Origin of the sequence: Pseudoalteromonas sp. SIMBA_162 (genome assembly GCF_046535955.1) — a bacterium.
GTDB classification, from domain to species: domain Bacteria; phylum Pseudomonadota; class Gammaproteobacteria; order Enterobacterales; family Alteromonadaceae; genus Pseudoalteromonas; species Pseudoalteromonas marina.
Map to the genome: position 1 here is coordinate 1 of NZ_JAWJBQ010000006.1, position 23,089 is coordinate 23,089.

The 23,089-nt window shown below is 40.1% G+C and carries 26 protein-coding genes; 15 read left to right on the forward strand and 11 right to left on the reverse strand.

Annotation, left to right across the window (positions count from 1 at the left end):
- Positions 1-763: 763 nt before the first annotated feature.
- Positions 764-2,017, reverse strand: coding sequence for a multifunctional CCA addition/repair protein (locus tag R0J88_RS05790; RefSeq protein WP_410899376.1), 1,254 nt, complete (start codon positions 2,015-2,017; stop codon positions 764-766).
- A gap of 124 nt (positions 2,018-2,141) precedes the next feature.
- Here R0J88_RS05790 and R0J88_RS05795 point away from each other — a divergent pair, with 124 nt between their 5' ends.
- The gene (locus R0J88_RS05795; RefSeq protein ID WP_039036470.1) at positions 2,142-2,369 is read left to right on the forward strand and encodes a hypothetical protein; all 228 of its coding nucleotides are present in this window, start codon (positions 2,142-2,144) and stop codon (positions 2,367-2,369) included.
- A gap of 43 nt (positions 2,370-2,412) precedes the next feature.
- On the opposite strand, the gene R0J88_RS05800 is transcribed toward R0J88_RS05795, so the two are convergent.
- The 4 genes from R0J88_RS05800 to R0J88_RS05815 are packed head-to-tail and all read right to left on the reverse strand — an operon-like array spanning position 2,413 to position 6,260.
- Positions 2,413-2,913, reverse strand: a complete 501-nt coding sequence (locus tag R0J88_RS05800) for a DUF1543 domain-containing protein (RefSeq protein WP_410899377.1) — start codon at positions 2,911-2,913, stop codon at positions 2,413-2,415.
- Positions 2,914-2,932: 19 nt separating this feature from the next.
- Entirely contained in the window at positions 2,933-4,282 is a 1,350-nt protein-coding gene (locus tag R0J88_RS05805; RefSeq protein WP_410899378.1) for a sigma 54-interacting transcriptional regulator, read from the reverse strand.
- Positions 4,283-4,284: 2 nt separating this feature from the next.
- Entirely contained in the window at positions 4,285-4,800 is a 516-nt protein-coding gene (locus R0J88_RS05810) for a hypothetical protein (protein ID WP_305470794.1), read from the reverse strand.
- Between the two features lie 2 nt (positions 4,801-4,802).
- The gene (locus tag R0J88_RS05815; protein ID WP_410899379.1) at positions 4,803-6,260 is read right to left on the reverse strand and encodes an ATP-binding protein; all 1,458 of its coding nucleotides are present in this window, start codon (positions 6,258-6,260) and stop codon (positions 4,803-4,805) included.
- A gap of 309 nt (positions 6,261-6,569) precedes the next feature.
- Between R0J88_RS05815 and R0J88_RS05820 the strand changes: the two genes are divergently transcribed.
- The 5 genes from R0J88_RS05820 to R0J88_RS05840 all read left to right on the forward strand — a co-directional run bounded on the left by R0J88_RS05820 (position 6,570) and on the right by R0J88_RS05840 (position 9,573).
- Positions 6,570-6,803, forward strand: coding sequence for an EF-hand domain-containing protein (locus R0J88_RS05820; RefSeq protein WP_305397575.1), 234 nt, complete (start codon positions 6,570-6,572; stop codon positions 6,801-6,803).
- A 24-nt stretch (positions 6,804-6,827) separates the two neighbouring features.
- A complete protein-coding gene (locus tag R0J88_RS05825) occupies positions 6,828-7,055 on the forward strand; it encodes a hypothetical protein (RefSeq protein ID WP_006791887.1) in 228 nt (75 codons plus the stop codon).
- A 180-nt stretch (positions 7,056-7,235) separates the two neighbouring features.
- Positions 7,236-7,472, forward strand: coding sequence for an EF-hand domain-containing protein (locus R0J88_RS05830; protein WP_271480351.1), 237 nt, complete (start codon positions 7,236-7,238; stop codon positions 7,470-7,472).
- A gap of 8 nt (positions 7,473-7,480) precedes the next feature.
- Positions 7,481-7,717: an EF-hand domain-containing protein gene (locus tag R0J88_RS05835; RefSeq protein ID WP_410899380.1), complete on the forward strand. Its 237-nt coding sequence runs from the start codon at positions 7,481-7,483 to the stop codon at positions 7,715-7,717.
- 167 nt (positions 7,718-7,884) lie between these two features.
- Complete coding sequence (locus R0J88_RS05840; protein WP_410899381.1) at positions 7,885-9,573, forward strand: amidohydrolase; 1,689 nt, start codon at positions 7,885-7,887, stop codon at positions 9,571-9,573.
- A 50-nt stretch (positions 9,574-9,623) separates the two neighbouring features.
- On the opposite strand, the gene R0J88_RS05845 is transcribed toward R0J88_RS05840, so the two are convergent.
- Positions 9,624-9,875 (reverse strand): uroporphyrinogen decarboxylase, encoded by a 252-nt coding sequence (locus tag R0J88_RS05845; protein WP_410899382.1) that lies wholly within the window; start codon positions 9,873-9,875, stop codon positions 9,624-9,626.
- 384 nt (positions 9,876-10,259) lie between these two features.
- On the opposite strand from R0J88_RS05845, the gene R0J88_RS05850 reads away from it, so the two are divergent.
- Positions 10,260-10,916 carry a Crp/Fnr family transcriptional regulator gene (locus tag R0J88_RS05850; protein ID WP_010555776.1) on the forward strand — a complete coding sequence of 219 codons (657 nt, stop codon included), beginning with the start codon at positions 10,260-10,262 and terminating at the stop codon, positions 10,914-10,916.
- 93 nt (positions 10,917-11,009) lie between these two features.
- On the opposite strand, the gene R0J88_RS05855 is transcribed toward R0J88_RS05850, so the two are convergent.
- Together R0J88_RS05855 and pepB are read right to left on the reverse strand one after the other, a co-directional pair.
- Entirely contained in the window at positions 11,010-11,576 is a 567-nt protein-coding gene (locus R0J88_RS05855) for a phosphoribosyltransferase (RefSeq protein ID WP_006791881.1), read from the reverse strand.
- Positions 11,577-11,758: 182 nt separating this feature from the next.
- On the reverse strand, positions 11,759-13,054 hold the full coding sequence (pepB, locus tag R0J88_RS05860) for an aminopeptidase PepB (RefSeq protein WP_410899384.1): 1,296 nt from the start codon (positions 13,052-13,054) through the stop codon (positions 11,759-11,761).
- A 115-nt stretch (positions 13,055-13,169) separates the two neighbouring features.
- On the opposite strand from pepB, the gene sfsA reads away from it, so the two are divergent.
- The 8 genes from sfsA to R0J88_RS05900 all read left to right on the forward strand — a co-directional run bounded on the left by sfsA (position 13,170) and on the right by R0J88_RS05900 (position 19,604).
- On the forward strand, positions 13,170-13,889 hold the full coding sequence (sfsA, locus tag R0J88_RS05865) for a DNA/RNA nuclease SfsA (protein WP_138740512.1): 720 nt from the start codon (positions 13,170-13,172) through the stop codon (positions 13,887-13,889).
- Between the two features lie 306 nt (positions 13,890-14,195).
- On the forward strand, positions 14,196-14,639 hold the full coding sequence (dksA, locus tag R0J88_RS05870) for an RNA polymerase-binding protein DksA (protein WP_006791878.1): 444 nt from the start codon (positions 14,196-14,198) through the stop codon (positions 14,637-14,639).
- Between the two features lie 18 nt (positions 14,640-14,657).
- Positions 14,658-15,560 (forward strand): tRNA glutamyl-Q(34) synthetase GluQRS, encoded by a 903-nt coding sequence (gene gluQRS / locus R0J88_RS05875; RefSeq protein ID WP_410899385.1) that lies wholly within the window; start codon positions 14,658-14,660, stop codon positions 15,558-15,560.
- Between the two features lie 187 nt (positions 15,561-15,747).
- Positions 15,748-17,175, forward strand: a complete 1,428-nt coding sequence (pcnB, locus tag R0J88_RS05880) for a polynucleotide adenylyltransferase PcnB (protein ID WP_410899386.1) — start codon at positions 15,748-15,750, stop codon at positions 17,173-17,175.
- Positions 17,176-17,179: 4 nt separating this feature from the next.
- Positions 17,180-17,665 (forward strand): 2-amino-4-hydroxy-6-hydroxymethyldihydropteridine diphosphokinase, encoded by a 486-nt coding sequence (folK, locus tag R0J88_RS05885; protein ID WP_410899387.1) that lies wholly within the window; start codon positions 17,180-17,182, stop codon positions 17,663-17,665.
- Positions 17,666-17,696: 31 nt separating this feature from the next.
- Complete coding sequence (gene panB, locus R0J88_RS05890) at positions 17,697-18,491, forward strand: 3-methyl-2-oxobutanoate hydroxymethyltransferase (RefSeq protein WP_006791874.1); 795 nt, start codon at positions 17,697-17,699, stop codon at positions 18,489-18,491.
- Positions 18,491-19,339 carry a pantoate--beta-alanine ligase gene (gene panC / locus R0J88_RS05895; protein ID WP_006791873.1) on the forward strand — a complete coding sequence of 283 codons (849 nt, stop codon included), beginning with the start codon at positions 18,491-18,493 and terminating at the stop codon, positions 19,337-19,339. The genes panB and panC overlap by 1 nt, the downstream gene beginning before the upstream one ends.
- A gap of 28 nt (positions 19,340-19,367) precedes the next feature.
- A complete protein-coding gene (locus R0J88_RS05900) occupies positions 19,368-19,604 on the forward strand; it encodes a hypothetical protein (RefSeq protein WP_006791872.1) in 237 nt (78 codons plus the stop codon).
- Between the two features lie 71 nt (positions 19,605-19,675).
- On the opposite strand, the gene R0J88_RS05905 is transcribed toward R0J88_RS05900, so the two are convergent.
- From R0J88_RS05905 to phoB, 3 genes are all read right to left on the reverse strand, one after another.
- Positions 19,676-20,644 carry a PstS family phosphate ABC transporter substrate-binding protein gene (locus tag R0J88_RS05905; RefSeq protein WP_006791871.1) on the reverse strand — a complete coding sequence of 323 codons (969 nt, stop codon included), beginning with the start codon at positions 20,642-20,644 and terminating at the stop codon, positions 19,676-19,678.
- A 90-nt stretch (positions 20,645-20,734) separates the two neighbouring features.
- On the reverse strand, positions 20,735-22,066 hold the full coding sequence (phoR, locus tag R0J88_RS05910; protein WP_410899388.1) for a phosphate regulon sensor histidine kinase PhoR: 1,332 nt from the start codon (positions 22,064-22,066) through the stop codon (positions 20,735-20,737).
- A gap of 60 nt (positions 22,067-22,126) precedes the next feature.
- Complete coding sequence (gene phoB, locus R0J88_RS05915) at positions 22,127-22,816, reverse strand: phosphate regulon transcriptional regulator PhoB (RefSeq protein WP_006791869.1); 690 nt, start codon at positions 22,814-22,816, stop codon at positions 22,127-22,129.
- Positions 22,817-23,089 lie beyond the last annotated feature (273 nt).

The following is a 23,089-nucleotide window of genomic DNA, read 5'->3' on the forward strand; positions in this document are numbered from 1 at the left end:
GCAGAGGCTCACCACTTTTAAAATTTGCAGTTAATAGCTAAATTTTACTAGTCGTCCACCTCAGGGCGTGTTGTTATATGGTTTTCTTAGGCCGTATCCGCTTAAAAAACATTGTATACGTGACTGTAAACCAATCGTAATTTACGCTAACTAATTCCCAGCCTTGTTTTCCCAGTTCTGTGCAGCGAGTTTGCAACCTAACAAATTTGGTAGTGCGAAATGTAAAAAGACCACCAACTTTTTCTACTTTATACTCAAATATATCCATATAATTCTATCCTGTGAACCACATAACAACTTTGTATCCGACATGTGTCGCTTTATAAACCGGCATATGTCCAAATATTACAATCAATCCAATGTAGCCAGCTAATAAGCGCATGTAAACAAATAGTTATGTAGCATTTAAATATTCTAAATGTAGAAATACACCAAAATGGTAGAGATCAGTAATATTAGACAGAAAAGTAATGTGCTAATAAACAGTGAGGAAATAAACAGTCACCTTCCTTTGTAACTATTCACTTTTAATTCAGTCGCGTTCACATACTCTGGGGATATATTAACGCATTAAGCAGTAGGATTTGCCGTGACCCCATCACTTGAACGAGAAGAGCTCGACTTTATTTTTAGTTTATATAAATCTGATAAAAACGCTGAGCCAGAGGCAAATAAACCACAGCATACGCAAATAAGCGACCTTTAAAAGTACCGCGCCTTGAGGTGCAAGGCGTATCTCAATACTTGACTTAATTTACACTAGTTAGCTTGTTGTACTTGGCTCATCACTTAAAAACGCTTTGATACAGTTTATTTCTGCCAGCTTTACTGCCTCGCCTATTTCTGGGCCTTTTTTGCCACTTTTAAGCGCCTCTTGCACTATGTGCTTTTTATCCATTTGCTGTAATTTACTATGAATGGCGCGCAACTTAATTGCCTGCGGGTAAGGCTTATTAACCAGTGTTTCTCCGCGACCTTGCGCGTCACACTGGCAGGCTTGAGTAAATGCTAAAAAGCGTTCAGGGTGCACCAAACCATTTAAATTAGTGACAATTAATTTATGAATAGTTTGCGGCCTAAGCTGATCAATCGTATGGCATAAAGTGTGATTATCGCTGGTCAATACGCCAATATCACGAAAACGATTAGGTACTTTTAAACGATTACAAAATGACTCTACCACCGCTACCCCTTCGCGTTCGTGACCGCGTAAATTGCCGCGTATTTTATAGCTAAGGGCTTTACCAAAATCGTGGGTAAGCGCAGCAAAGCGGGTTTCTAAGTTAAAATTTAAGTCGGCTGCACGCCTGAGCACCAACATTGTATGCACAAATACATCGCCTTCAGGGTGATGATTGGCAGGTTGTGGTACGTTTTTCATTTGTTCTATTTCAGGAAAAATGCCCAGCCCATCTAATGCTTGAAAGTAAAGCTCGGGGTGTTTTTCGCTAAGCGCTTTTTCGGTTTCTAACCATACCCGTTCAGGCACTAAATGGTTAAGCTCGCCTTTATTTTTAAGCTCTCGCATTAACGCATAAGTGCTGGGATGAATTTGCCAATCGCTGCCATAACGCGCTAAAAACCGTGCAATACGCAACACTCGCACAGGGTCTTCTACAAAGGCGTGTGTGGTGTGGCGAAGTATTTTGTTTTGTAAATCGTGTTGGCCATTAAAAGGGTCAATAATTTTACCGTTTTCGTCAAGTGCCATAGAGTTTATGGTTAAGTCGCGCCTTGCGAGGTCTTCTTCTAGTGTTACGCTTGGGCTAGCGTCTACCACAAAACCGGTATAACCTTTGCCGCTTTTTCGTTCGGTACGCCCTAGTGCGTATTCTTCTTTTGTTTTTGGGTGCAAATAAACAGGAAAGTCGCTACCTATTGGTAAAAAGCCAAGCGATTCCATGGTACTGGGCGTTTCGCCAATAACCACATAATCGTTATCTTTTGATGCAATGTTTAGCAGTTTATCGCGTACTGCTCCACCGACTAGGTAAACGTTTTTTAAGCTACTTTCCACGTTGTTTCCACACTAATTTACAAACTTCATTTATAGCAATCATATCATTAAAAGCGTTGTGGTTTGCCAAGCATATGCAAGCTCATTACAATAGCGCATCATTTTTTGTTTAAGCTGTTATTCAATGAAAAATCATTCATCAAAAAAAGAGCTCATGCTATTGCCAATTTTACTCGTTGTTATTGTTATGTGTGTGGCGGGGCACTTTTTATTGCAAGCTAACTTTCAAGACAGCAACATGGTTGAGTATATGTTAGCAGCCTTGCCGTTTGCTATGTTTGGCTTAGTTATTGTGGCTTTTAAGCTGGCATCAAACAGTGAAAAAAATGAGCAAAACGAGCAAGAAAAATAGCGGCTTAAGATAGCTTTATTATTCAGTGCTCAGATTACTTAACTTATAAAACATGGTAACCAAACCAATCCGGTTTTATAGGTTGTGAAAGCCCACTTGGGCTAAGTTTTATTGATAATTGGCTGTCGAGTAAATCAATTGCAAAGCAATCGTCTACGTCGTGTAAGTCGTCTTTATGAATATGGCTCAGGCCTGCTAATAAATCATGTTTAGCACGCTGCTTTGCCTCTTCACTGCTGCTTGCTACATATAATGCAAAGTCGTGTTGCTCTGCCATTGAGTCGCTTCTGTAAGCGCCTAAGTTTACAAAATATAGTTGTTTATTTTGTTCAACATCCCCCTCTACCACTTCTACTTTGTAGCCATCAATATTGTTAACAGCCATAAAACTATCCATGTGTACGCTGTTTTTGTCGCCAACCCATTGGCTTTTTAATTTGGTGTAGGTTTGCTCTATGTTTTGCCCAACTACAAAACGAATGTCGTGCATTTCTATGTGGCAGCCTTGAATCCGCCCGCCTAAATACACCATAAATAACTGCATGAGGATTCCTTTAATTTTTTTACGCCAAAGTATCAACGTCAATATTGTGTTTTTTAATGAGTTTATAAAAGTCTGAACGATTACGCTTAGCAAGCTTGGCCCCTTCAGCTACGTTGCCGCCTGCCATTTTTAGCGTATTAATAACGTAATCACGTTCAAACTCTTTTTTAGCGTCGTTTAATGAAAGTGGCTCTACACTTTTTTCGTTGCTATCGAGTGCTGCTAATACTAAATGCGCTGAAATAACCTCACCAGGTGTTAAGGCTACCACTTGTTCAACAACATTTTGTAACTGACGTATATTTCCAGGCCAATCATAACGTACCAATACGTGCATAGCATCATTGGCAAAATGTTTTTCATTTTGGTTCATTCGTTTAGCGATACTTGCGCTAAAGTATTGGGCTAGTAGGCTTATGTCTTCACGGCGTTCACACAGTGGTGGTAATTTTAAATTAACTACATTTAGGCGGTAGTACAAATCTTCTCTAAACTGCTGGTTTTTTATGGCTTCGGGCAAGTTTTTGTGAGTTGCCGATACAATACGCACATCAATTGAGATCTCCTCTTGAAAACCCACTGGGCGAATGGTTTTTTCTTGCAGTACACGCAGTAACTTTACTTGTAAGTTAAGGGGCATATCGCCAATTTCATCTAAAAATAATGTACCGCCCTGCGCTTGCTGAAATAAACCTTGGTGATCTTTTACGGCACCAGTAAACGCTCCTTTTTTATGGCCAAATAATTCAGACTCTAAAAGCTCCCCTGGTACAGCACCACAATTTATAGCCACAAAGGGCCCGTTACTTACTTGGCTATGCTGATGAATAGCCTGCGCTAATAACTCCTTACCCGTTCCACTGGCCCCCGAAATAAGTACATTAACGTGAGTAGGCCCAAGTAACTTAACTTGTTCAAGCAAGTGCAGCATGGCACCACTGCGCGTTACTATATTACTTTTTGATGGGGCTTCATCGGTATTTACACCGTGAATGTCTATTGCATTTGCAAGGCTATCAAATAGCTCGTCTTTATCGACCGGTTTAGTAATGAAGGCAAAAATGCCTTGTTTAGTGGCTTCAACCGCATCGGGAATAGAGCCATGCGCTGTCATCATAATTACCGGTAATGCAGGGTATCTGCTTTGCAGTTGACGATGCAGCGCCATGCCGTCCATTTCATCCATTCGTAAGTCGGTAATGACGGCATCAAACACGTGGCTTTTTAAAATTTGTAGCGCTGCTAAGCCACTTTCACAAGTTGTTACTTGATAGCCTTTTGATTCAATACGAATAGCAAGTAACTTTAATAAACTTGCATCGTCATCAACTAATAACACTTTTGCTTTGTGCGGACTATTTGTGGCCATGGTTACTGCTCCTTAGTGTCTTCGCGAAGTAACAACTGCTGCTCTATATCTGCCAGCGACGACAGGGTTTTCTGCATTTGGTTATTAAGTGCTTGTTGCTCTTTTTGAGCATTTATTTGTAAGGTAATCTGCTGTTTTTGCAGCCATAAATACTGCTTTATATCATCAGGCCAAAAATAGGCTAGGTCGAGTTTGAGTAACTTGGTCATTACTGTATTTGGGTCGGTACTTACTTTTAAGCACATAAATTTAAAAAATGCTTTTAGCTCATTTTCACCTTTAAATGATCGCTTTGTTGGTGGCAATGTAAACCCACCACATTGATTTGCATGAAGCGCTATAACCCGCTCAGCAGAGGGATAAACAGGGGCTAATTTAGGCATTGCCTTGGGGCTAGGAGATACGTTTTTAGTATTTGATGTTTTATTACCACCCTGCGCTTGCGTGCCATTATTAAGCTCACAACCCGATACAATTAGGCTACCTGCAAGCACACATAAAATAGTGAGTATGCGCATTGTTAATTAACTCCTAAATTTTTACTGATTGGTATTTTTATTAAAAAACGGCAACCGTGTGGTTTATTTTTCTCAACACTTAATGTGCCTTGTAGTTGCTCAACCGTTTCTTTTACAATTGTTAGGCCCAAACCACTGCCTTGTAAGGTAATGCTTTGGTCATGTTTACCTTGATAAAACGCACTAAAAATATGGTTTATTTCGTGTTCTTTAATGCCACAGCCATTATCGGCCACTACCAAACACAGGTGATGTTGCTCGCATTTTAAATTTACAGTCACACCTTGGTTATCATCAGAAAATTTTAAGCTATTTGAAATTAACTGAATTAGCATCATTTCTATTAGCTCATTAGGAAGCGCAAGGACAGTGCTTGAAACAGTGTTTTGCCACTGAATACGTTGCTTTCGAGCCGTTAGACGATGCTCAAAATGGCCATTAATTTTTTTAATTAAATGATCAATATTAACCTCGCTTGAGTTGTTTATCGTTGCTCTAATAGCGTTATAACTCAGTAGGCTGTCTATCATCATGCGAAGGCGCACCATAGATTGAGTTATGAGGGAAAGCACTGCTTTTTGTTCGTCATTAATGGGGCCAACAATTTCATCTGTTAGTAAATCGGTTCCTTCAACCATAGAGGCAAGTGGTGTTTTAAGCTCGTGTGTTACGTGGCGTAAAAACGTATCTTTTTGTTGCTCAAGCATATGCAGCTGAGTTTGTACCCACTGTAGTTTTTCTCCAAGTTCCACTAACTCTGATGAGCCTTTTACTGCTATTTTTTGCTGCCAATCCCCTTGCCCTAGCTTATCAATAACCCTAGTTAATCCCTTTAAGCGCCCACTTATACGCCATAAAAAGCCACCACCAACCAATAAAGTAAGTGGAATAAGTGCCACCAGCCAATTTATAAACGACGTTTGCAAGTTAGCTAGCTCGTTTTGATTAAGAGTTATTTGCGCTTCGTTTTTATTTTTAAGCCATATTGTTAGCTCTGTCATTAACTCGCTTAAAGGTACAAATAGCGCTGCATCTTGTTTTTTTTGTTCAACAAGTTGCTGGTTTGCTGTTTGTAAAACATTTAAAAGCTGTGCCCATTTGCTTGTGTAATCTGGGTTTGTATTAATGTGTTTAAGGTCGTTGATGCTTTGTACTGAAGATTGCCATTTATCAACTATGAGGGTGTCGAGCGAATCACTTTTTAATACCCAGTTTTGTCTTGTTGCGCGCTCAAGACTGTTAAGGTCTTGCTTTAAGCTAGCGAACGATTTTGTAAGCTTATAATTATTACTCACAATTTGTTGAGTGGTTGCTAGCTGCTTGTTTAACGCATTTAAAAACACAATGACCACTATAGACAGTGGCAATAACGACAGCAGCATACTTAACGCAAACTGCCCTATTAAATTAGGGCGCCAATTAAGCATTGCATTGTAATGTTTAGTAAACGTTGCAGCCATTGCAGAAAACTCTATCAGTAAATAACTCGCCTATTATTATCAATACCGCCTATACACATGCTGAACCATATTAATATTCACTCGCTATAGTGTTGCTAAATAGCAACATTGCAACCTATTGATTTAGTTAACATCATACAAAATACCTCACACTCTGTTGCTGTACTCATACAAAATTACACACATAAAGTGTAATTTTTACCTCCCCTTTCAAGCAACAAAACGTAAATCATTGAAAATAAACAAAAACAAAACATGGCACCCTTTTTGTTAGTAGGTATGACAAATGAATTTAATAAGGAAATACTCATGAGAGCAAAAGCGTTGGTTTTTTCAACATTACTTGCATTAGGTTTAGTTAATACAGACGCACATGCTATGGACGTTGAGGCTACGTTTGATGCGCTAGATAAGGATAATAACGGCTTGTTAAGCGAAGCCGAGGCCCAAATGGATGCTGTGCTTAAGGAAAACTTTGCACAAATAGACACAGACCAAAGTGGCCAACTGTCGCTAAATGAATTTAGTAAATTTATTCAATAATTCAACTTCAAAAGGAATGAAATTATGAAGCAACTTATTGCCGCGTTTTTATTATTATTTTTAGCTATTAGTGCAACAGTGCTGGCATCTCCTTCGGCTGTGCGATTTGCACACTTAGATACAAACATGGACGGCAGTATCTCGTTTGTTGAAGCTAAGGAGGATAAAGAGCTGCTTAGACAGTTTACCGATTTAGACGAAGACAACGATGAGATGATCTCTAAAGCAGAGTTTGAAAACTTTAAGCCATAACAGATTAAGTTTTGCTTAAGCTTTTAACTTGTAAAGTGTACTAAAGCATTTGCCATAATCCCTGAGGGAGTGTGTAAAAGGATTTAATGTTGGGAGTTAAATTATGGCAAGTGCTTTATCTGATCAAGCTTTATACCTCGTTATTAAATACAACTTAATTACCCTTTTGGAAGGACTACCATGAAGATACGTTGCTTTGTAACCACCACGGCATTGCTGTTAAGTTTTAATGCCTTAGCACTTGATGTAAAACAACGCTTTGATCACCTCGATACAGATAAAAGCGGTTACCTTACCCATAACGAATTAGAGCGCCAGCCACAGTTACTTAGCACGTTTATAATGTGGGATAAAAATCAAGATAAACAAATTTCATTAATTGAATTTAAAAACTACCTTACTAACAATCTTTACTGAGTATTTTAATGAACCCCATACGCTTATTTATTTTATGCACTCTAACCGTATTTAGTGCATCAAGCTTTGCCGCAAGTGACACTATTAACAACCAGTTTAAAAAAATAGACCGAAACAAAGACGGATTTTTAACGCGTTCTGAAGCCTCAATAGACCCCGTCTTGTGGTCTAAGTTTATTCGTTACGACCAAGATAAAGACGGCCGGCTAACACTGAGCGAATACCATTTATATGCCAGTAAGTAGCCCTTACATAAGTAACCTTTCTAACTTTAGGTTTTAGGTAATTAATTTAACAGCTAAGCAACCAGCTTAGCTTTAACTGTCTATTTTACGAGCTTATCGCATCCTGTTGGTATTCTAAAAAAGGGTTTGCTAGTGTTATTGCACTAAAAATAACAAAACAGTGTCCTATGTTACTCAAAAAATTACTTAAACCACTTGTACTTGCCAGCCTTTGTGCGGGCTCTAGCTTTGCTATTGCACAAACCAAAGTTATTTATAATGCTAATGGCTACACCCCGCTTTATAAAGGCAAAATGCAAAAAGGTGAACTTCAGCAATTTAGCACTTTAGTTATAAAAGATGGCAAAGTTGTAAAAGTAGGCGGCGACACACTAAAAGAAAGTTTTCCAGATGCCAAATTAATAAACGCAGAAGGCAACACATTACTGCCCGGCTTAATAGATGCTCACGGCCACGTTATTGGGCTAGGAGATAACTTATCGCAACTTGATGTACGCGGCGCTAAGTCGGTTGATGACGTTACAAATAAACTAAAGCAATTTGCGCAAGGCAAACAAGGTTGGATCATTGGCCGAGGATGGAACCAAGAGCTATGGCCAGATACGCGCTTTCCTACCGCTAAAGATTTAGACAAAGTAGTAAGCGATCGTCCGGTTGTTTTATCTCGTGTTGATAGCCATGCAATTTGGGTTAACTCAAAAGCGCTTGAGCTTGCGGGCATTAACGCCGATACAAAATCGCCAAAAGGCGGTGAAGTAATAAAAGATGAATTTGGTCACCCTACCGGTATTTTTGTTGATAAAGCTGAGTCGTTAATTGTTCAGCACATGCCAGCCCCTTCAAAACAAGATATTAGCAACTCGCTAGATGCCGCAGGAAAGCACTTATTAAGCTTAGGTATTACTTCTACTCATGACGCTGGCATAGATAAAGCCACATGGGAAGTGTACAAAGAGCGCGGCGATCAAGGTAATTTACCTCTGCGTATTGTGGCAATGCTAAGTGGTGCTAGCCCAGATTTACCAGCGATGTTAAAAGCGGGGCCATATCACGATAACTACGATTTTATGGAAATTCGCAGTGTTAAAGTGTATGCCGATGGGGCATTAGGCTCGCGTGGCGCAGCGCTTATTGAAGATTATGCCGACCGTGCTGGCCATCATGGTTTGATGCTTGAAACCCAAGAAAAACTCGAAGCTTTATTTACGCAAAGCTTTAAAAACGGTTTTACCGCCAACACCCATGCCATTGGTGACAAGGCCAATCGTGTGGTTTTAGACGCCTACGAAAATGTATTTAAAAAAACAGGCGGTATTTTACTGCGCAACCGCATAGAACACGCGCAAATAGTAACGCCAGACGATATTCCTCGATTTAAAACACTAAAAATTATCCCATCAATGCAACCTGTTCACGCTACGTCTGACATGCATATGGCAGAGCAGCGCCTAACTGAAAAGCAACTTAGCTTTGCATACGCATGGCAAACATTTTTACAACAAGGTTCAGTGGTTGCTGCGGGTTCTGACTACCCTGTAGAGCTTGCAAACCCGTTTGATGGTTTATATTCAGCAATAACGCGAATGGATCATAACAAACTGCCTGAAAACGGCTGGCGTCCAAGCGAAGTACTAAGCCGCGAAGATGCACTACGTGCGTTTACACTGGGCGGTGCTTATGCTGCGCATCAAGAGTTTAAAATAGGGAGCTTAGAGCAAGGTAAATGGGCCGATTTTATTTTAGTGGATAAAGATTACTTTAAAGTACCCGTTGAAGATATATACAAAACCCAGGTGCTACAAACATGGATTGCCGGTATGAAGCGATTCGATAAAAAAGAGAGTGATGCTAAATAAACAAAAAAGGGTTAACGCAAGTTAACCCTTTTTATTAAAAATCATGTCATTTAGTTTTTTGGCCGCTGTGCCTCTGGCTGAACAGCTTTTGGCTGACGGTATAATTTTATAATGTGATACAAGTTAACCAATGCCAGTAACGCGTTGGTAAAAACAACGGGAACAGCACCAATGGCTACACCGTAAGCCGTAAACACAATACATCCTAACATGTTGTACCAACGAAGCTTTACTACATCGGTCATAGTGAGTGATGCAACCAATAAAGCTGACGCAATATAGCCTAAATATTCCCAACTCAATTGTTCTCTCCTAACCTTTGGGTTAGCATTACACTAATGCTAACTTATTACAGTTGTAAGTATTGCAAAGTAATAGCACTTTGCTTAATTATGAGCGTTATTTAGATTTTGAAAAATAATTGGCTAGTAAGAGGGTAGCTCTCTCATATTAATAATTAAGCGAAGTGACATACGTAAATAAAAAGCTAACTTGCTTAAAAACCTGAAAAAGTTTGCCGGCAAAAAAACCAACAAATTCTTAAATCATTACACGGGAAATGAAGGTAAAATAATACCCATAGCAAAGCTAAAAGTATTAGTAGCAAGTTAGCGTAAATTCTTAATGTGTTAATGCTACCGTCATTAAAACATAATAAATAGGACAAATGTCCGAAGAGCATATTGATGTTTCAATACCATTTTTCTAGTTATCTTGTTGAACAGCTATTAACCTTTGCAGGTAGTAGTTATCAACAATCAAAAAAAGAAGTGCTGATCCATCAAGATCAGCCTTTAAGCAAGCTTGTGCTTGTGCGCAGCGGCACTGTGTCATTTAGTTATGACGTAGGAAACGGACGACGCCTGCTGCTAGGACAATTGGATTGTAATAATACCCTGATAGGTGAAATAGAAGCACTTAACAACAATCCGTGTATTTATACGGTAACGTGTTTTAGTGATGTGACTTACAACCTGATTGAATTAAGACATTGGCGTGCATTATTGCTCGAAAAACCAGAGCTAAGTTTATACACAGCACAAACTATTGCTGCTAAGTTTCAAGAAAATCAAAAAATCAACTTAGATAAGTTATTACTGCCACTTAGCTACAATATAGCTAAAGATTGCCTGCTGAGAGCCGAGAATAGCAACCCTACCCTACTTAGAGCCTACCCAACGGTAAACGCAGAGGCTGAACGTTTTGCAACCACTGAGCGAGCTTACAGGCGTGTTGTAACAGAGTTAGTAGAAAAAGGCCTAGTACAAAGAAGTACTAATGGTTTACAAGCGGTCGATATTCCAATGCTTAGTGAATATGTAGACAGCTTTGCACAACTCTAAGCACACAAAAAAAGGCCAATTAAGGCCTTTTTTATTGCCCTAAAAAAATAACACGTTCTTAAGGCTAAATATGCATTTGATGCACTCGTTGTATTAGTCTTCTAACAAAATATCGTGAATTTTCACTAAGTCAGATTTACCTTCAATAATTTCATCTGGTGTTAAACCCGATAATTCATGCGGGAATACTAACCATTCTTCCGACTCATGAATGTAGTAATCAGGCACGGTATCTACTTTTGAATTTTTTGGTTTGTAGTATGGGCAAGCAATTCGAATATCGCGCGGTAAATTTAAGCGCATTAGTTCTGAAAGCTTTTCTTTTAGTGCAACAATACTGCGCCCTGAGTCAAATACATCATCAACAATAAGCAGAGAATCACCCGCATTAGCGTTTTCTACAATGTAATGTAAGCCGTGTACTTTAATTTCTTTTGATTGCTGGCCAATACCGTAATAAGACGATGTACGCACTGCAATGTGGTCAGTTTCAATACCTTTGTAATCGTAATATTCTTGCACAGCAATACCAATTGGTGCACCACCTCGCCAAATACCTATAATAAAATCAGGACGAAAGCCGTCTTTGTATACTTGTGCCGCTACGCGGAATGAATCTTCAAGTAACTGTTGAGCTGTGATATAGCACTTATCTGACATAGTTAGAAACCCCAGTGGTGGATATTATATTTGAGCGTAGTTTAGAGTAAAACCAACTTAGCCACTCAAACAGGTATTGGCGATGGATTTTACCGTAAATTAAATAAAATTGCTTGCTTGTAGATCAAAAAAGGCACCAAACGGTGCCTAATTTTAATATAAAAAGCCTAACTTAGTTAATATTATGCTTTTTCTAGCAACGTACGAGCAACCGTGCGCATACCTTGTGTTGTTGCGCCTGCAGCCCATTGGCTCGTGCTACCCATGTTAAATGCAGCAGCTAAATCAATGTGTACCCAACCTTTGCCATCGTTTGGCACAAAGCGTGATAAAAAGCCTGCAGCATTTGACGCACCACCATAGCCGCCCCCTTTTTGCGCTCGGCTGTTAGCCGTATCAGCATAAGGTGATGGGCAGTTTTGTTGGTGCCACTTTTCAAGTGGTAATGGCCAAGCTGCTTCCATTTCTTGAGATGCAAAACCTTCAACCTCACGCGCTAGCTCTTTATCTAGTGCAAACAACGCATTGTATTCTTGACCAACAGCAACCAACGCCGCCCCCGTTAATGTTGCAGCGTCAATAATTAAAGGTGCGCCTGTTTCACCCGCAGCCATTAAGCCATCGGCAAGCACTAAACGCCCTTCTGCATCAGTATTTACAATTTCAACGGTTGTGCCATTTTTGTAAGTAAGAATATCGCCTAATTTGTAAGCGTGGCCAGAAATTAAGTTCTCAGCACAACATAAAAATAATTTAATGCGCTTTTCAATGCCACGATTAATAGCAAGTGCTAAACCAGCCGTTACTGTTGCAGCACCGCCCATATCGCACTTCATTCCTAGCATGCCTTCGCTCGATTTAATTGAATAACCGCCCGAATCAAACGTAATACCTTTACCCACAAGGGCTGCACTAACGGGTGCGTTGTCGTCGCCTGTTGGGTTGTAATCAAGCTCTAACAATACCGGAGGGCGAACACTTCCACGACCAACAGCATGAATACCAATCCATTGCTGCTCTAATAACGCATCGCCTTTAATTATTTGATAGCTTACGTGCTCGGGCGCAAGCGATTGAATAAACTCAGCTGCTTTTTCGGCAAGGCTTTCAGGGTATATATCATCTGCGGTGCCATTAACCATTTCACGCGCCCATGTTGCTGAGCTTTTTAAATGCGCAAGTTCTTTAAGATCTGACTGTGCGTTATCAACAAATTCAACACCATTTAACATTTTTGGTGTTACAAAGCCTTGGTAAAAAGCCCATTGGCTCTCTGTGCACCACGTGTCGCCCGCAAGCTCAACATGCTTAACACCTTGATTAGCAATTGTACGCGCTGCTTTTTGAACATTTTTTAATGTTTCTTGCTCAGATAAATGAACGGTTGCGCCACGCTCGTTAAAAGACAACGTTGCGCTTTCGCCCCAATGACTCGGTGCTGCGTGTTCGCTTAGTTGAACAACAAATTTTTCACTCATGTTAGAATATCCTTGCACTTAAATGTGCTGTTGAGTTTACTATAGTGCGCCTAAGTTCCCAACAGCTTGAGATAAATAACCCCTATCACGCTATTTAACCGCATTGGACACAACCATGAAGTACACACCTGCACTGCAATCAGCCACACTATTAAAACGCTACAAGCGCTTTTTAGCTGATTTAAAATTAAACAATGGCGCTGAGTTTACCGCCCATTGTGCTAACACCGGAAAAATGACCGGCTGCGCCGAACCAGGTTTTACTGCTTTTTATTCAACCAGCGATAACGCAAAACGAAAGTATCCACATTCATTAGAGCTGACCAAAAACAATTTAGGGCAATTAATATGTGTTAATACAGCGGTAGCCAATAAAGTAGTAGAAGAAGCGATTAATCATAAAGTGATTGATGAACTAACAGGCTATGAGCAACTTCAAAGTGAAGTTAAATACGGCAGTGAAAATAGCCGAATCGACTTTTTACTCACAACCCCAAACAAACCAAGCTGCTACGTTGAAGTTAAATCGGTCACTTTAATAAGCCAAGATGATCCACACAGCGGCCAAGGTTATTTTCCGGATGCACAAACACTGCGTGGACAAAAACACCTTCGCGAACTTATTGAAGTGGTCGAATTAGGCCATCGCGCCGTACTACTGTTCGCTGTTTTGCATGAGGGTATTAATATTGTTAGCGCGGCGGCGCATATTGATGAAAAATACGCAGCGCTTTTACAACAAGCCATCGATGGCGGTGTTGAAGTTATCGCTTATAAAGCACTTATTTGCGCAAACGAAGTCGTTCTTCATAAAAAAATAGCATTTGTAGCTTAATGTATAACCCAACCATTAAGCTCAGTAATTGTAATTAGAACAAACAACGCGATGAAAAGATTGAAGCAATAAAAATCAATTCCAGAGTTAAACTTGTTTTTTAAAGTTTTGCCCTCATATATAGGCAAGTTTTACAAACCAGTAAGTTAGTTAAATAAGCACCCTCATTTAACGCACTTTTTACTCGCAAAGCATGGTTGAAGCTAATTCGAATAATTAAAAATAAATTTGCCTAGGGTATAAGTTTCTGTTATTTATACCGCCGGCTAATGCTGAGGCATTAAATTAAGGATTTAGGAGAGAGTTATGCCAGACCAAAAGAAACATGGTTTATTGGCTCAAGCCGGTTTAGAACCATACCAAGAAAAACCAGGCGAAGAGTATATGAATGAAGCACAACGTGCTCATTTCAAAACGATTTTAGAAACTTGGCGTAACGATTTACGTAACGAAGTTGATCGTACAAAATCGCATATGCAAGACGAAGCTGCTAACTTTCCTGACCCAGTTGACCGCGCTGCACAAGAAGAAGAGTTTTCTTTAGAACTTCGAACTCGTGACCGCGAACGTAAATTAATTAAAAAAATTGAAAAAACAATTATTTTAATTAAAGAAGATGATTTTGGCTTTTGTGAATCTTGTGGCATCGAAATTGGTATTCGCCGCCTAGAAGCGCGACCAACTGCCGATTTATGCGTAGACTGTAAAACACTTGCAGAAATTAAAGAAAAACAAGCTGGACGCGGCTAATTAACCCTATTAATTAGCATGCCACCTGCAGCCGTTACTGCGCCTATGCGCAACTATCGCGGTCGTTTTGCACCGTCTCCTTCTGGGCCACTTCATTTTGGCTCACTTGTTGCGGCTGTGGGCAGTTACCTTGATGCAAAAGCAAATAAAGGGTCTTGGCTCGTCCGTATCGAGGATATAGACACCACTCGAGTGGTGAAAAATGCCGACACCGATATTCTAAATACCTTACAAGCCTATTGCCTCCACTGGGATGAATCAGTTGTTTATCAAACTAAGCGGCTCGATTTATACCAAGACGTAGTCAGCTCCCTTGAAAATCAACAATGTGTTTATGCTTGCCACTGTAGCCGAAAACAAATAAAAGCATTGGGTGGAATTTACCAAGGCCAGTGTAAAAACCTTGGCCACCCAACCGATACAGGCGCACTACGATTAACACAATGCCATGCAACCACACACTTTAACGATCTGATTCAAGGTGATATTAGTGTTAGTAGCGAGCTGGCACACGAAGATTATATAATAAAGCGCAGTGATGGCTTATTCGCCTACCAATTAGTGGTTGTTGTAGACGATATTGATCAAGGGATAAATAGGATTGTTAGAGGCGCCGATTTAATTGAGCCAACAGCACGGCAAATCAGTTTATTTAAACAACTTAATCACCCTATTCCTGAGTTTGCTCACTTACCTTTAGCCGTTGCCAAGCCCGGTTTTAAACTATCTAAACAAAACTACGCTCCTGCAATTAGTAAAGCAGAACCAAAACCCGCATTGATGAGTGCCTTTGAATTTTTAGGCTTGCCAACTCATGCCAATTTAATGGATTTAACTACTGAGCAACTCATTGAATGGGGCATAAATACCTTTGAGTTAAAACAAGTGCCGCAAGTCGCTGAAATACAAATTTCTCAGTAGCAAACAAGTTAAGCCAAGCAATTTACTAAACTGTGTAAATAAAATCGTTAAAAACAGCTTAATTTCAACACATCAACTTAATTTTTAAACCCTGCTGGTATATGATAGCCGCCTAAATATGTGCTATTTGAGTAAGACGGTGAGTATTGGGGTTTAACACCACTATTTGCGGTTATTTTTGATTGCGATGAAAGGCCAATCAACACCTTCTAGGAGACGGATTATTATTTCCAAGCTTTTTCAATTTTGCCGACAGATAATCGGCCCAAATACGAGTGCTGAAAATGCCTCTGCCCCTGTAAGCAGCGAACCATTAGTAATCACGCGCGGTGAGCATGGTATTTCTCGTAAACAATTTAGCCCAAATGCAATCAAAGTTTTATACCGATTAAAAGACGGTGGCTTTGATGCCTACCTCGTTGGTGGTTGTATTCGCGATATATTGTTAGGTCAACAACCTAAAGACTTTGATGTAGTCACTAACGCAACGCCCGACCAAGTTAAAAAGCTATTTAGAAACTGTAGATTAATTGGTCGCCGTTTTCGTTTAGCGCACATTGTTTTTGGCCGTGAAATTATTGAAGTGGCAACCATGCGCGGTCATCACGAAGCGCCTGAGTCTAAAAACCAAATAAGCCAATCAAGTACTGAAGGGCAATTATTACGCGACAACGTATTTGGTAGCATTGAAGAAGATGCCGAGCGCCGTGATTTTTCAATTAACGCGCTGTATTACTCAATTAACGATTTTAGCATTCATGATTACGCCAATGGTTTAGCCGCTATTAAAGCAAAACAAATAGAGCTTATTGGCGATCCTGAAACACGCTACCGTGAAGATCCCGTGCGTATGTTACGCGCAGTACGATTTGCAACAAAGCTTGATATGAGCATTGCGCCAAATAGCGAAAAGCCGATCAGCGAGCTTGCCAGCTTACTTGATAACATTCCACCGGCGCGTTTGTTTGAAGAAGTGCTTAAACTGTTTTTAAACGGTAAAGCTGAAGCTAACTTTTTAATGCTTCGCCAATACGGGCTTTTCCGTGCATTATTTCCTGCGCTTGATAAAATTTTAGAAGCCAATCCAAATGGCTTAGAACAAGCCTTTGTTCAGCAAATGTTTCAAAATACCGATAAACGCATAAATGCAGATAAAAAAGTAACGCCTGCATTTATTTTTGCCGCGCTATTATGGTTCCCACTTTTAGCAATAACCAAAAAGCTTCAAGCCGAAGAACAACTTAGCGAGTACGATGCCTTTGCACAAGCAATGAATAAAGTACTTAGCGAAAGCGCACAACATATTGCAGTTCCAAAACGCTTTACGTTGGGTGCGCGCGATATTTGGCACATCCAGCACCGTTTAGATAAACGTGCAGGCCAACGTGCGTACAGGTTAACGCAACAACCGCGCTTTAAAGCCGCTTACGACTTTTTATTATTGCGCGTTGATGCGGGTGAAACTGAGCATAAAGAACTTGCACAGTGGTGGACTCAATACCTTAGCCAAGATATTAACGGTCAAAAAGACATGGTTAAAAACTTAGGTCATCAAGGTGGTCCAAAGCCGCGTAAACGCTCTCGTCGCCGCGCACCAAGAAAGCCAGCTGAGTAATAACATGAACCGTGTTTATTTAGGGTTAGGTGCTAACTTAAACTCGCCTAAACAACAGCTTGATAACGCGATTGCGGCACTTAAAAAACTGCCGCATAGCGAGTTTGTAAGCGTGTCTCACTATTACGCAAGTAAACCTATGGGACCGCAAGACCAACCCGACTACATTAACGCAGTTGCATGTATTAATACCCATCTTGAACCAGAACAGCTACTTGATTTAACACAAAAAATTGAACTAGAGCACGGCCGTGTTAGAAAAGCCGAACGTTGGGGTCCTAGAACGCTAGACATAGATACCCTTTTGTTTGGTAATGAAATTATTAATACTGCACGCTTAACTGTGCCCCATTATGGCTTGAACGAACGCGAGTTTGTGGTGTATCCACTGCTTGAACTTGCGCCAGAACTTATTTTACCCAGCGGCATTGCACTAAAAACCATTGCAACTAATTTACCGCTCAACGACTTACAACAATTACCTCTGTAATTAACCAAGGCTTATGCCTGCGAGGAATATTATGTCTAAAATAACCGTTTCTACTTTAAATAAAATGAAAGCAGAAAATAACAAAATCACAGCATTAACTGCTTACGATGCAAGCTTTGCAAAGTTATTTCATGATAATGGCGTTAACGTTATTTTAGTCGGTGATTCATTAGGTATGGTGCTACAAGGCGGTGATGATACGCTTGGCGTAACCAACCAAGATATTGCTTATCATACGCGCTGCGTGCGTGCAGGAAGCCGTGAATTATTTGTTATTGCTGACATGCCATTTATGACATATTCAAGCGTTAACGACACCTGTAAAAATGCCGCAGAACTTATGCGCGCTGGTGCAAACATGGTTAAACTTGAAGGTGGTGAATGGCTTTACGACAGTATTAAAGCGCTTACTCAACAAGGTATTCCTGTGTGTGGGCACTTAGGCCTTACCCCTCAATCTGTGCACGTATTTGGCGGCTTTAAAATCCAAGGCCGCGAAGAAGACAAAGCACAAAAAATGATTGATGATGCAAAAGCACTGGAAGCCGCTGGCGCACAATTATTAGTACTTGAGTGTATCCCGAGTGCATTGGCAAAACGTATTACTGATGCGCTTAGTATTCCAACCATAGGCATTGGTGCTGGTAATGTGACCGACGGTCAAATATTAGTAATGCACGACCTAGTGGGTATTTCGGCAGGTTATATTCCAAAATTTTCAAAAAACTTTTTATTAGAAACTGGCAACATGCCAGCGGCCGTTCAAAAATATTGTACCGATGTAAAAAGTGGCGCTTTTCCAAGTGCTGAACATGAGTTTAAATAATGCAGTCAATTACTGAAATTAAATCATTACGTAGTCAAATTAAAGCATGGCGACAAGCAGGCTTGAGTGTGGCGTTTGTGCCAACAATGGGCAACTTACACCGAGGACACTTTTCACTCGTTGAAAAAGCAAAAACCTTAGCTGATAAAGTGGTTGTTAGTATTTTTGTAAACCCAATGCAATTTGGCGCTAACGAAGATTTAGATAACTACCCACGTACATTATCAGAGGATAAACAAGGCCTAGCAGAGTTAGGCACTGATATTGTATTTACACCAAGTGTAAGCACAATTTATCCAAATGGGCTTGGTGAGCAAAGCTTTGTTGACGTACCAGGCGTGTCGCTTGGTTACTGTGGTGGTTCACGCCCTGGGCACTTTAAAGGCGTTGCAACTGTTGTGACTAAGCTATTTAACCTAGTGCAACCTGACTACGCTTGCTTTGGTGAAAAAGACTTTCAGCAACTGCAAGTGATTAAAACGATGGCTCGCGACCTATCTATGCCTGTTGAAATTATTGGTGTACCCACCATGCGTGAAGTATCAGGGCTTGCTATGAGCTCACGTAATGGCTACCTATCAGCAGAGCAAAAAACAACAGCAACTGCTTTATTTAAAGCGCTAGGCCAGTGTGCCGAGCAGCTTAAGCAAGGTAATAAAGATTTCACTTCGCTTAAAACACATGCTAAGCAAAGCCTTGAGCAAGCAGGCTTAAAGCCAGACTATTTTGAGATAGCTCAACGAGATACCTTAAAAACTGCTACACTCGATGATAACCATTTTGTTATTTTAGCCGCCGCCTTTTTAGGCTCTGTGAGATTAATTGACAACATGCAGGTCGATATTTAATTTATTGAGCTTACTTTAAGGATTAAAAATGCATATATTAATAAAAACAAGCGTGGTTGCGCTCACTTTAGCTGTTTTAGCCGGTTGTCAAAACCATGTGGAAAATGCCGAGATGAACCAATGTGCTCAACAAAACTTTCGCTGCGAAAGCACCTGCGAGCAACAAACAACAGCTGAAGGGCTTAAGCAACAAGTATGTTCTGCTAAATGTGTAGAAACATACAACCAATGTAAAGCACGTGCTGAAAAGTTAGGTGGTATTTAATTCCCTAAAATGTTTAATTTTAAGCAATAAAAAAACCGCTCAATGAGCGGTTTTTTTATTGCTTAGGTTTATTATTTTAAACCTAGCTTTTTAAGCTCTACTTCAACTAGCTTTGCAGAAAGAGGAACATAACCATCTTTTTCTACAATTTGTTGACCGTCTTTTGAAAGAATCATTTTTAAGAATTCAGCTTCCATTGGAGACAAGGCTTTATTTGGGTGCTTGTTAACGTATACGTATAAAAAGCGAGAAAGTGGGTATTTACCTTGCGCAACGTTATCAAGTGTTGCATCTACAAAGTTAGTGCCTTTTTTAGATAATGGTACAGTACGTACACCTGACGTTTTGTAACCAATACCTGAGTAGCCAATTGCGTTCAGTGAAGACGAAATTGATTGTACTACAGATGCAGAACCCGGCTGTTCATTTACGTTATTACGGAAGTCACCTTTACACAGTGCTTTTTTCTTAAAGTAACCGTAAGTACCTGATACAGAGTTACGTCCGTATAATTGAATGTCGCGTGCTGCCCAGCTACCTTCAAGGCCTACATCGCTCCAACGGTTAACTTGCTCTGACGCACCACATTTACGAGTTGATGAGAAAATAGCGTCAACTTGGTCAATACGAAGACCTTCAATTGGGTTATCTTTGTGTACATAAACAGCAAGTGCATCAATAGCTACGCGAACTGCTGTTGGCTTGTAACCGTAACGTTTTTCAAACGCTTCGATTTCTTTTGATTTCATTGCGCGGCTCATTGGACCTAGGTTAGCAGTACCTTCGGTTAATGCTGGAGGCGCTGTAGAAGAACCTGCCGCTTGAATTTGAATGTTTACATTTGGGTAAATACGTTTGTACTCTTCAGCCCAAAACGTCATCATGTTAGCTAAAGTGTCAGAACCTACTGATGAAAAGTTGCCTGATACGCCGCTGATTTTTTGATACTCAGGAATGTCTTGATCTAAAGCCACTGCTTGAGCAGATACGAAAGTTGTAACAGCCACACCCATTGCGGCAACTAAATTTTTAAATTTCATGTGGGTTCTCCGATTTGTTCGTCCCATTTTCTAACTGCTGCCCACTCTAAAGTGAGTACATGACAATGATATGACTCTTAAATGACACTTTTATGACTTTACCAAAACTTGTTGTTTATTTTGTTTTTCAACGATCTTATCTATTGAAAAACAAAAAGAAAAACAAGAACCCTTTCCAACTTCGCTGGTGATATTTAATTTACTATCGTGGCGTGTTAACACATGTTTTGTAATTGCCAAGCCTAAACCAGACCCACCAGTGGTTCTGCTTCGTGCTTTATCCACACGATAAAACCGCTCAGTCAGCCGATTAATATGTTCTGCAGCAATGCCATCACCGTTATCAACAACAGTAAAACAAGCGGTATTATTTTTACGAAGCCAGCTAACCTGTATTTTTCCGCCGGGTTTAGTGTAATGAATAGCGTTAAAAACTAAATTAGAAAACGCACTACGCAGCTCATCTTCAGAGCCTTTTATGTCGAGTGTGTTATCTATATCAAATAGTAATTCGTGGCCTTTGTCTTGATTAATAGACTGGGCTTCTGTTTGAATATAACCAAGTAACTGAGGTACATTAATTGCTTTATCGTTATCTTGTCGGCGTGAACCTTCTATTCGGGAAAGGGATAATAACTGGCTGACCAAACTGTCCATACGTTTGCACTGCTCAAGCATGGTAGATTGTGCTTTATTCCACATTGCAGGAGGCGGTAAGTTGTCGCTGTCCATCATTTCAAGGTAACCTGTAACCACCGTAAGCGGCGTACGCAGCTCATGCGATACATTGGCAACAAAGTCTTTACGCATTTGTTCAAGCTGCTTTAAACGGGTTACGTCGCGCACCACAACCATTAACTGCGTAGTTGCATAGGGCATTACCCTAAACTCAAGCACTTGTTCAATAGCATGGCCATTATCAAGTTCTAGTGCTTCGTCAAAATCACCTTTGTGCATATATTTTGCAAACTTAGGTTCGCGTATTAAGTTATCTAAGCGCTGCCCATGATCGGTAGGCCACTGCAGCCCAAGTACCTTAAGCGCTAGCTGATTGCACCACACAATGCTTAAGTCGGTTTGAAGCACAATAACAGCATCGGGTACTGCTTCGGCCCCATCACGAAAACGCCTAATTAAATCGGCCAATTCATTTCGTTTTTTACGGTTACGGTGTTGCAGGTGGTAAATGCCTTCAAACACTTGCTCCCATGCACCTTCGCCTTCAGGGGGGTTAAAACTGCGCTGATTTAAAAGCCAATCGCTTAAACGGTATAATTGATGATAATGCCAAACAAGAAGTGAAAAAGAGCCTAAAAATAAAAGCAAAAAAGGTGCGCCAACTAGCACACCAATTAATAGTAAGGGTAAAAAATAGATAAACAGACGTTTTATTAACGCCTGCTTATTAACAACTCGATACATACACTCACTTTACCTTAGAGTAGTTATACACGTATAAAACTAAGCTGGTGTTTAAGTAGGTTATAGTTTACTTGAAAAACGGTACCCTGCACCACGCACGGTCTGAACCAAACGATCGTGTCCTAACGGGCCAATTGCTTTGCGTAAACGGCGAATATGAACATCAACAGTACGGTCTTCCACATACACATTGGTTCCCCACACATGATCTAACAATTGTTCACGGCTGTAAACCCGTTCAGGGTGAGTCATGAAAAAGTGAAGGAGCCTAAACTCTGTAGGGCCCATATCAAGCTCATTTCCTTCAGAAGTAACACGATGAGAAATAGGATCTAAACGTAAGCCATGCACTTCAATCGCTTCTTCTAAAGAGGTTGGCGACACTCGACGAATAACCGCTTTAATACGCGCCATTAATTCTTTTGGCGAAAACGGTTTAGTTACGTAGTCGTCAGCGCCTACTTCTAAGCCGCGTACTTTGTCTTCTTCTTCACCGCGAGCTGTAAGCATAATAATAGGTATTTGGCGCGTGTGTTCGTTTTGCTTAAACTTTTTAGCAATTTGAATACCGCTTCCGCCAGGCAACATCCAATCAAGCAATACCATATCAGGGTAAGGCTCAACCATTGCAGCAATAGCAGAATCATAATCTTCAGCTTCAATTGCCTGAAATCCATTTTGCTCTAATACAAAAACAAGCATCTCTCTGATAGGCGCTTCGTCGTCTACGACTAGTACTTTACGTGACATTCCAATTTATCTCTTAAGCTATCGAATAAGTTTTCATTATTATGACTAAGTATTACATTTTTATGAAAGTGTAACGTGTAAATTAAAATCGGGGTAAAAAAAAGCCAAATTAATAATAAAAACCTCACTACTGTCACAAATTTATATATTTTAAAAATCGAATAAAAACATTTTTAGTACTTACAAAAACTAAACTTTAAATATGATCGAATACTCAGATCATTGCTTTACTAAGTCTGCCTTTGTTTGTATTTACTTAGCTTTTAATAGATC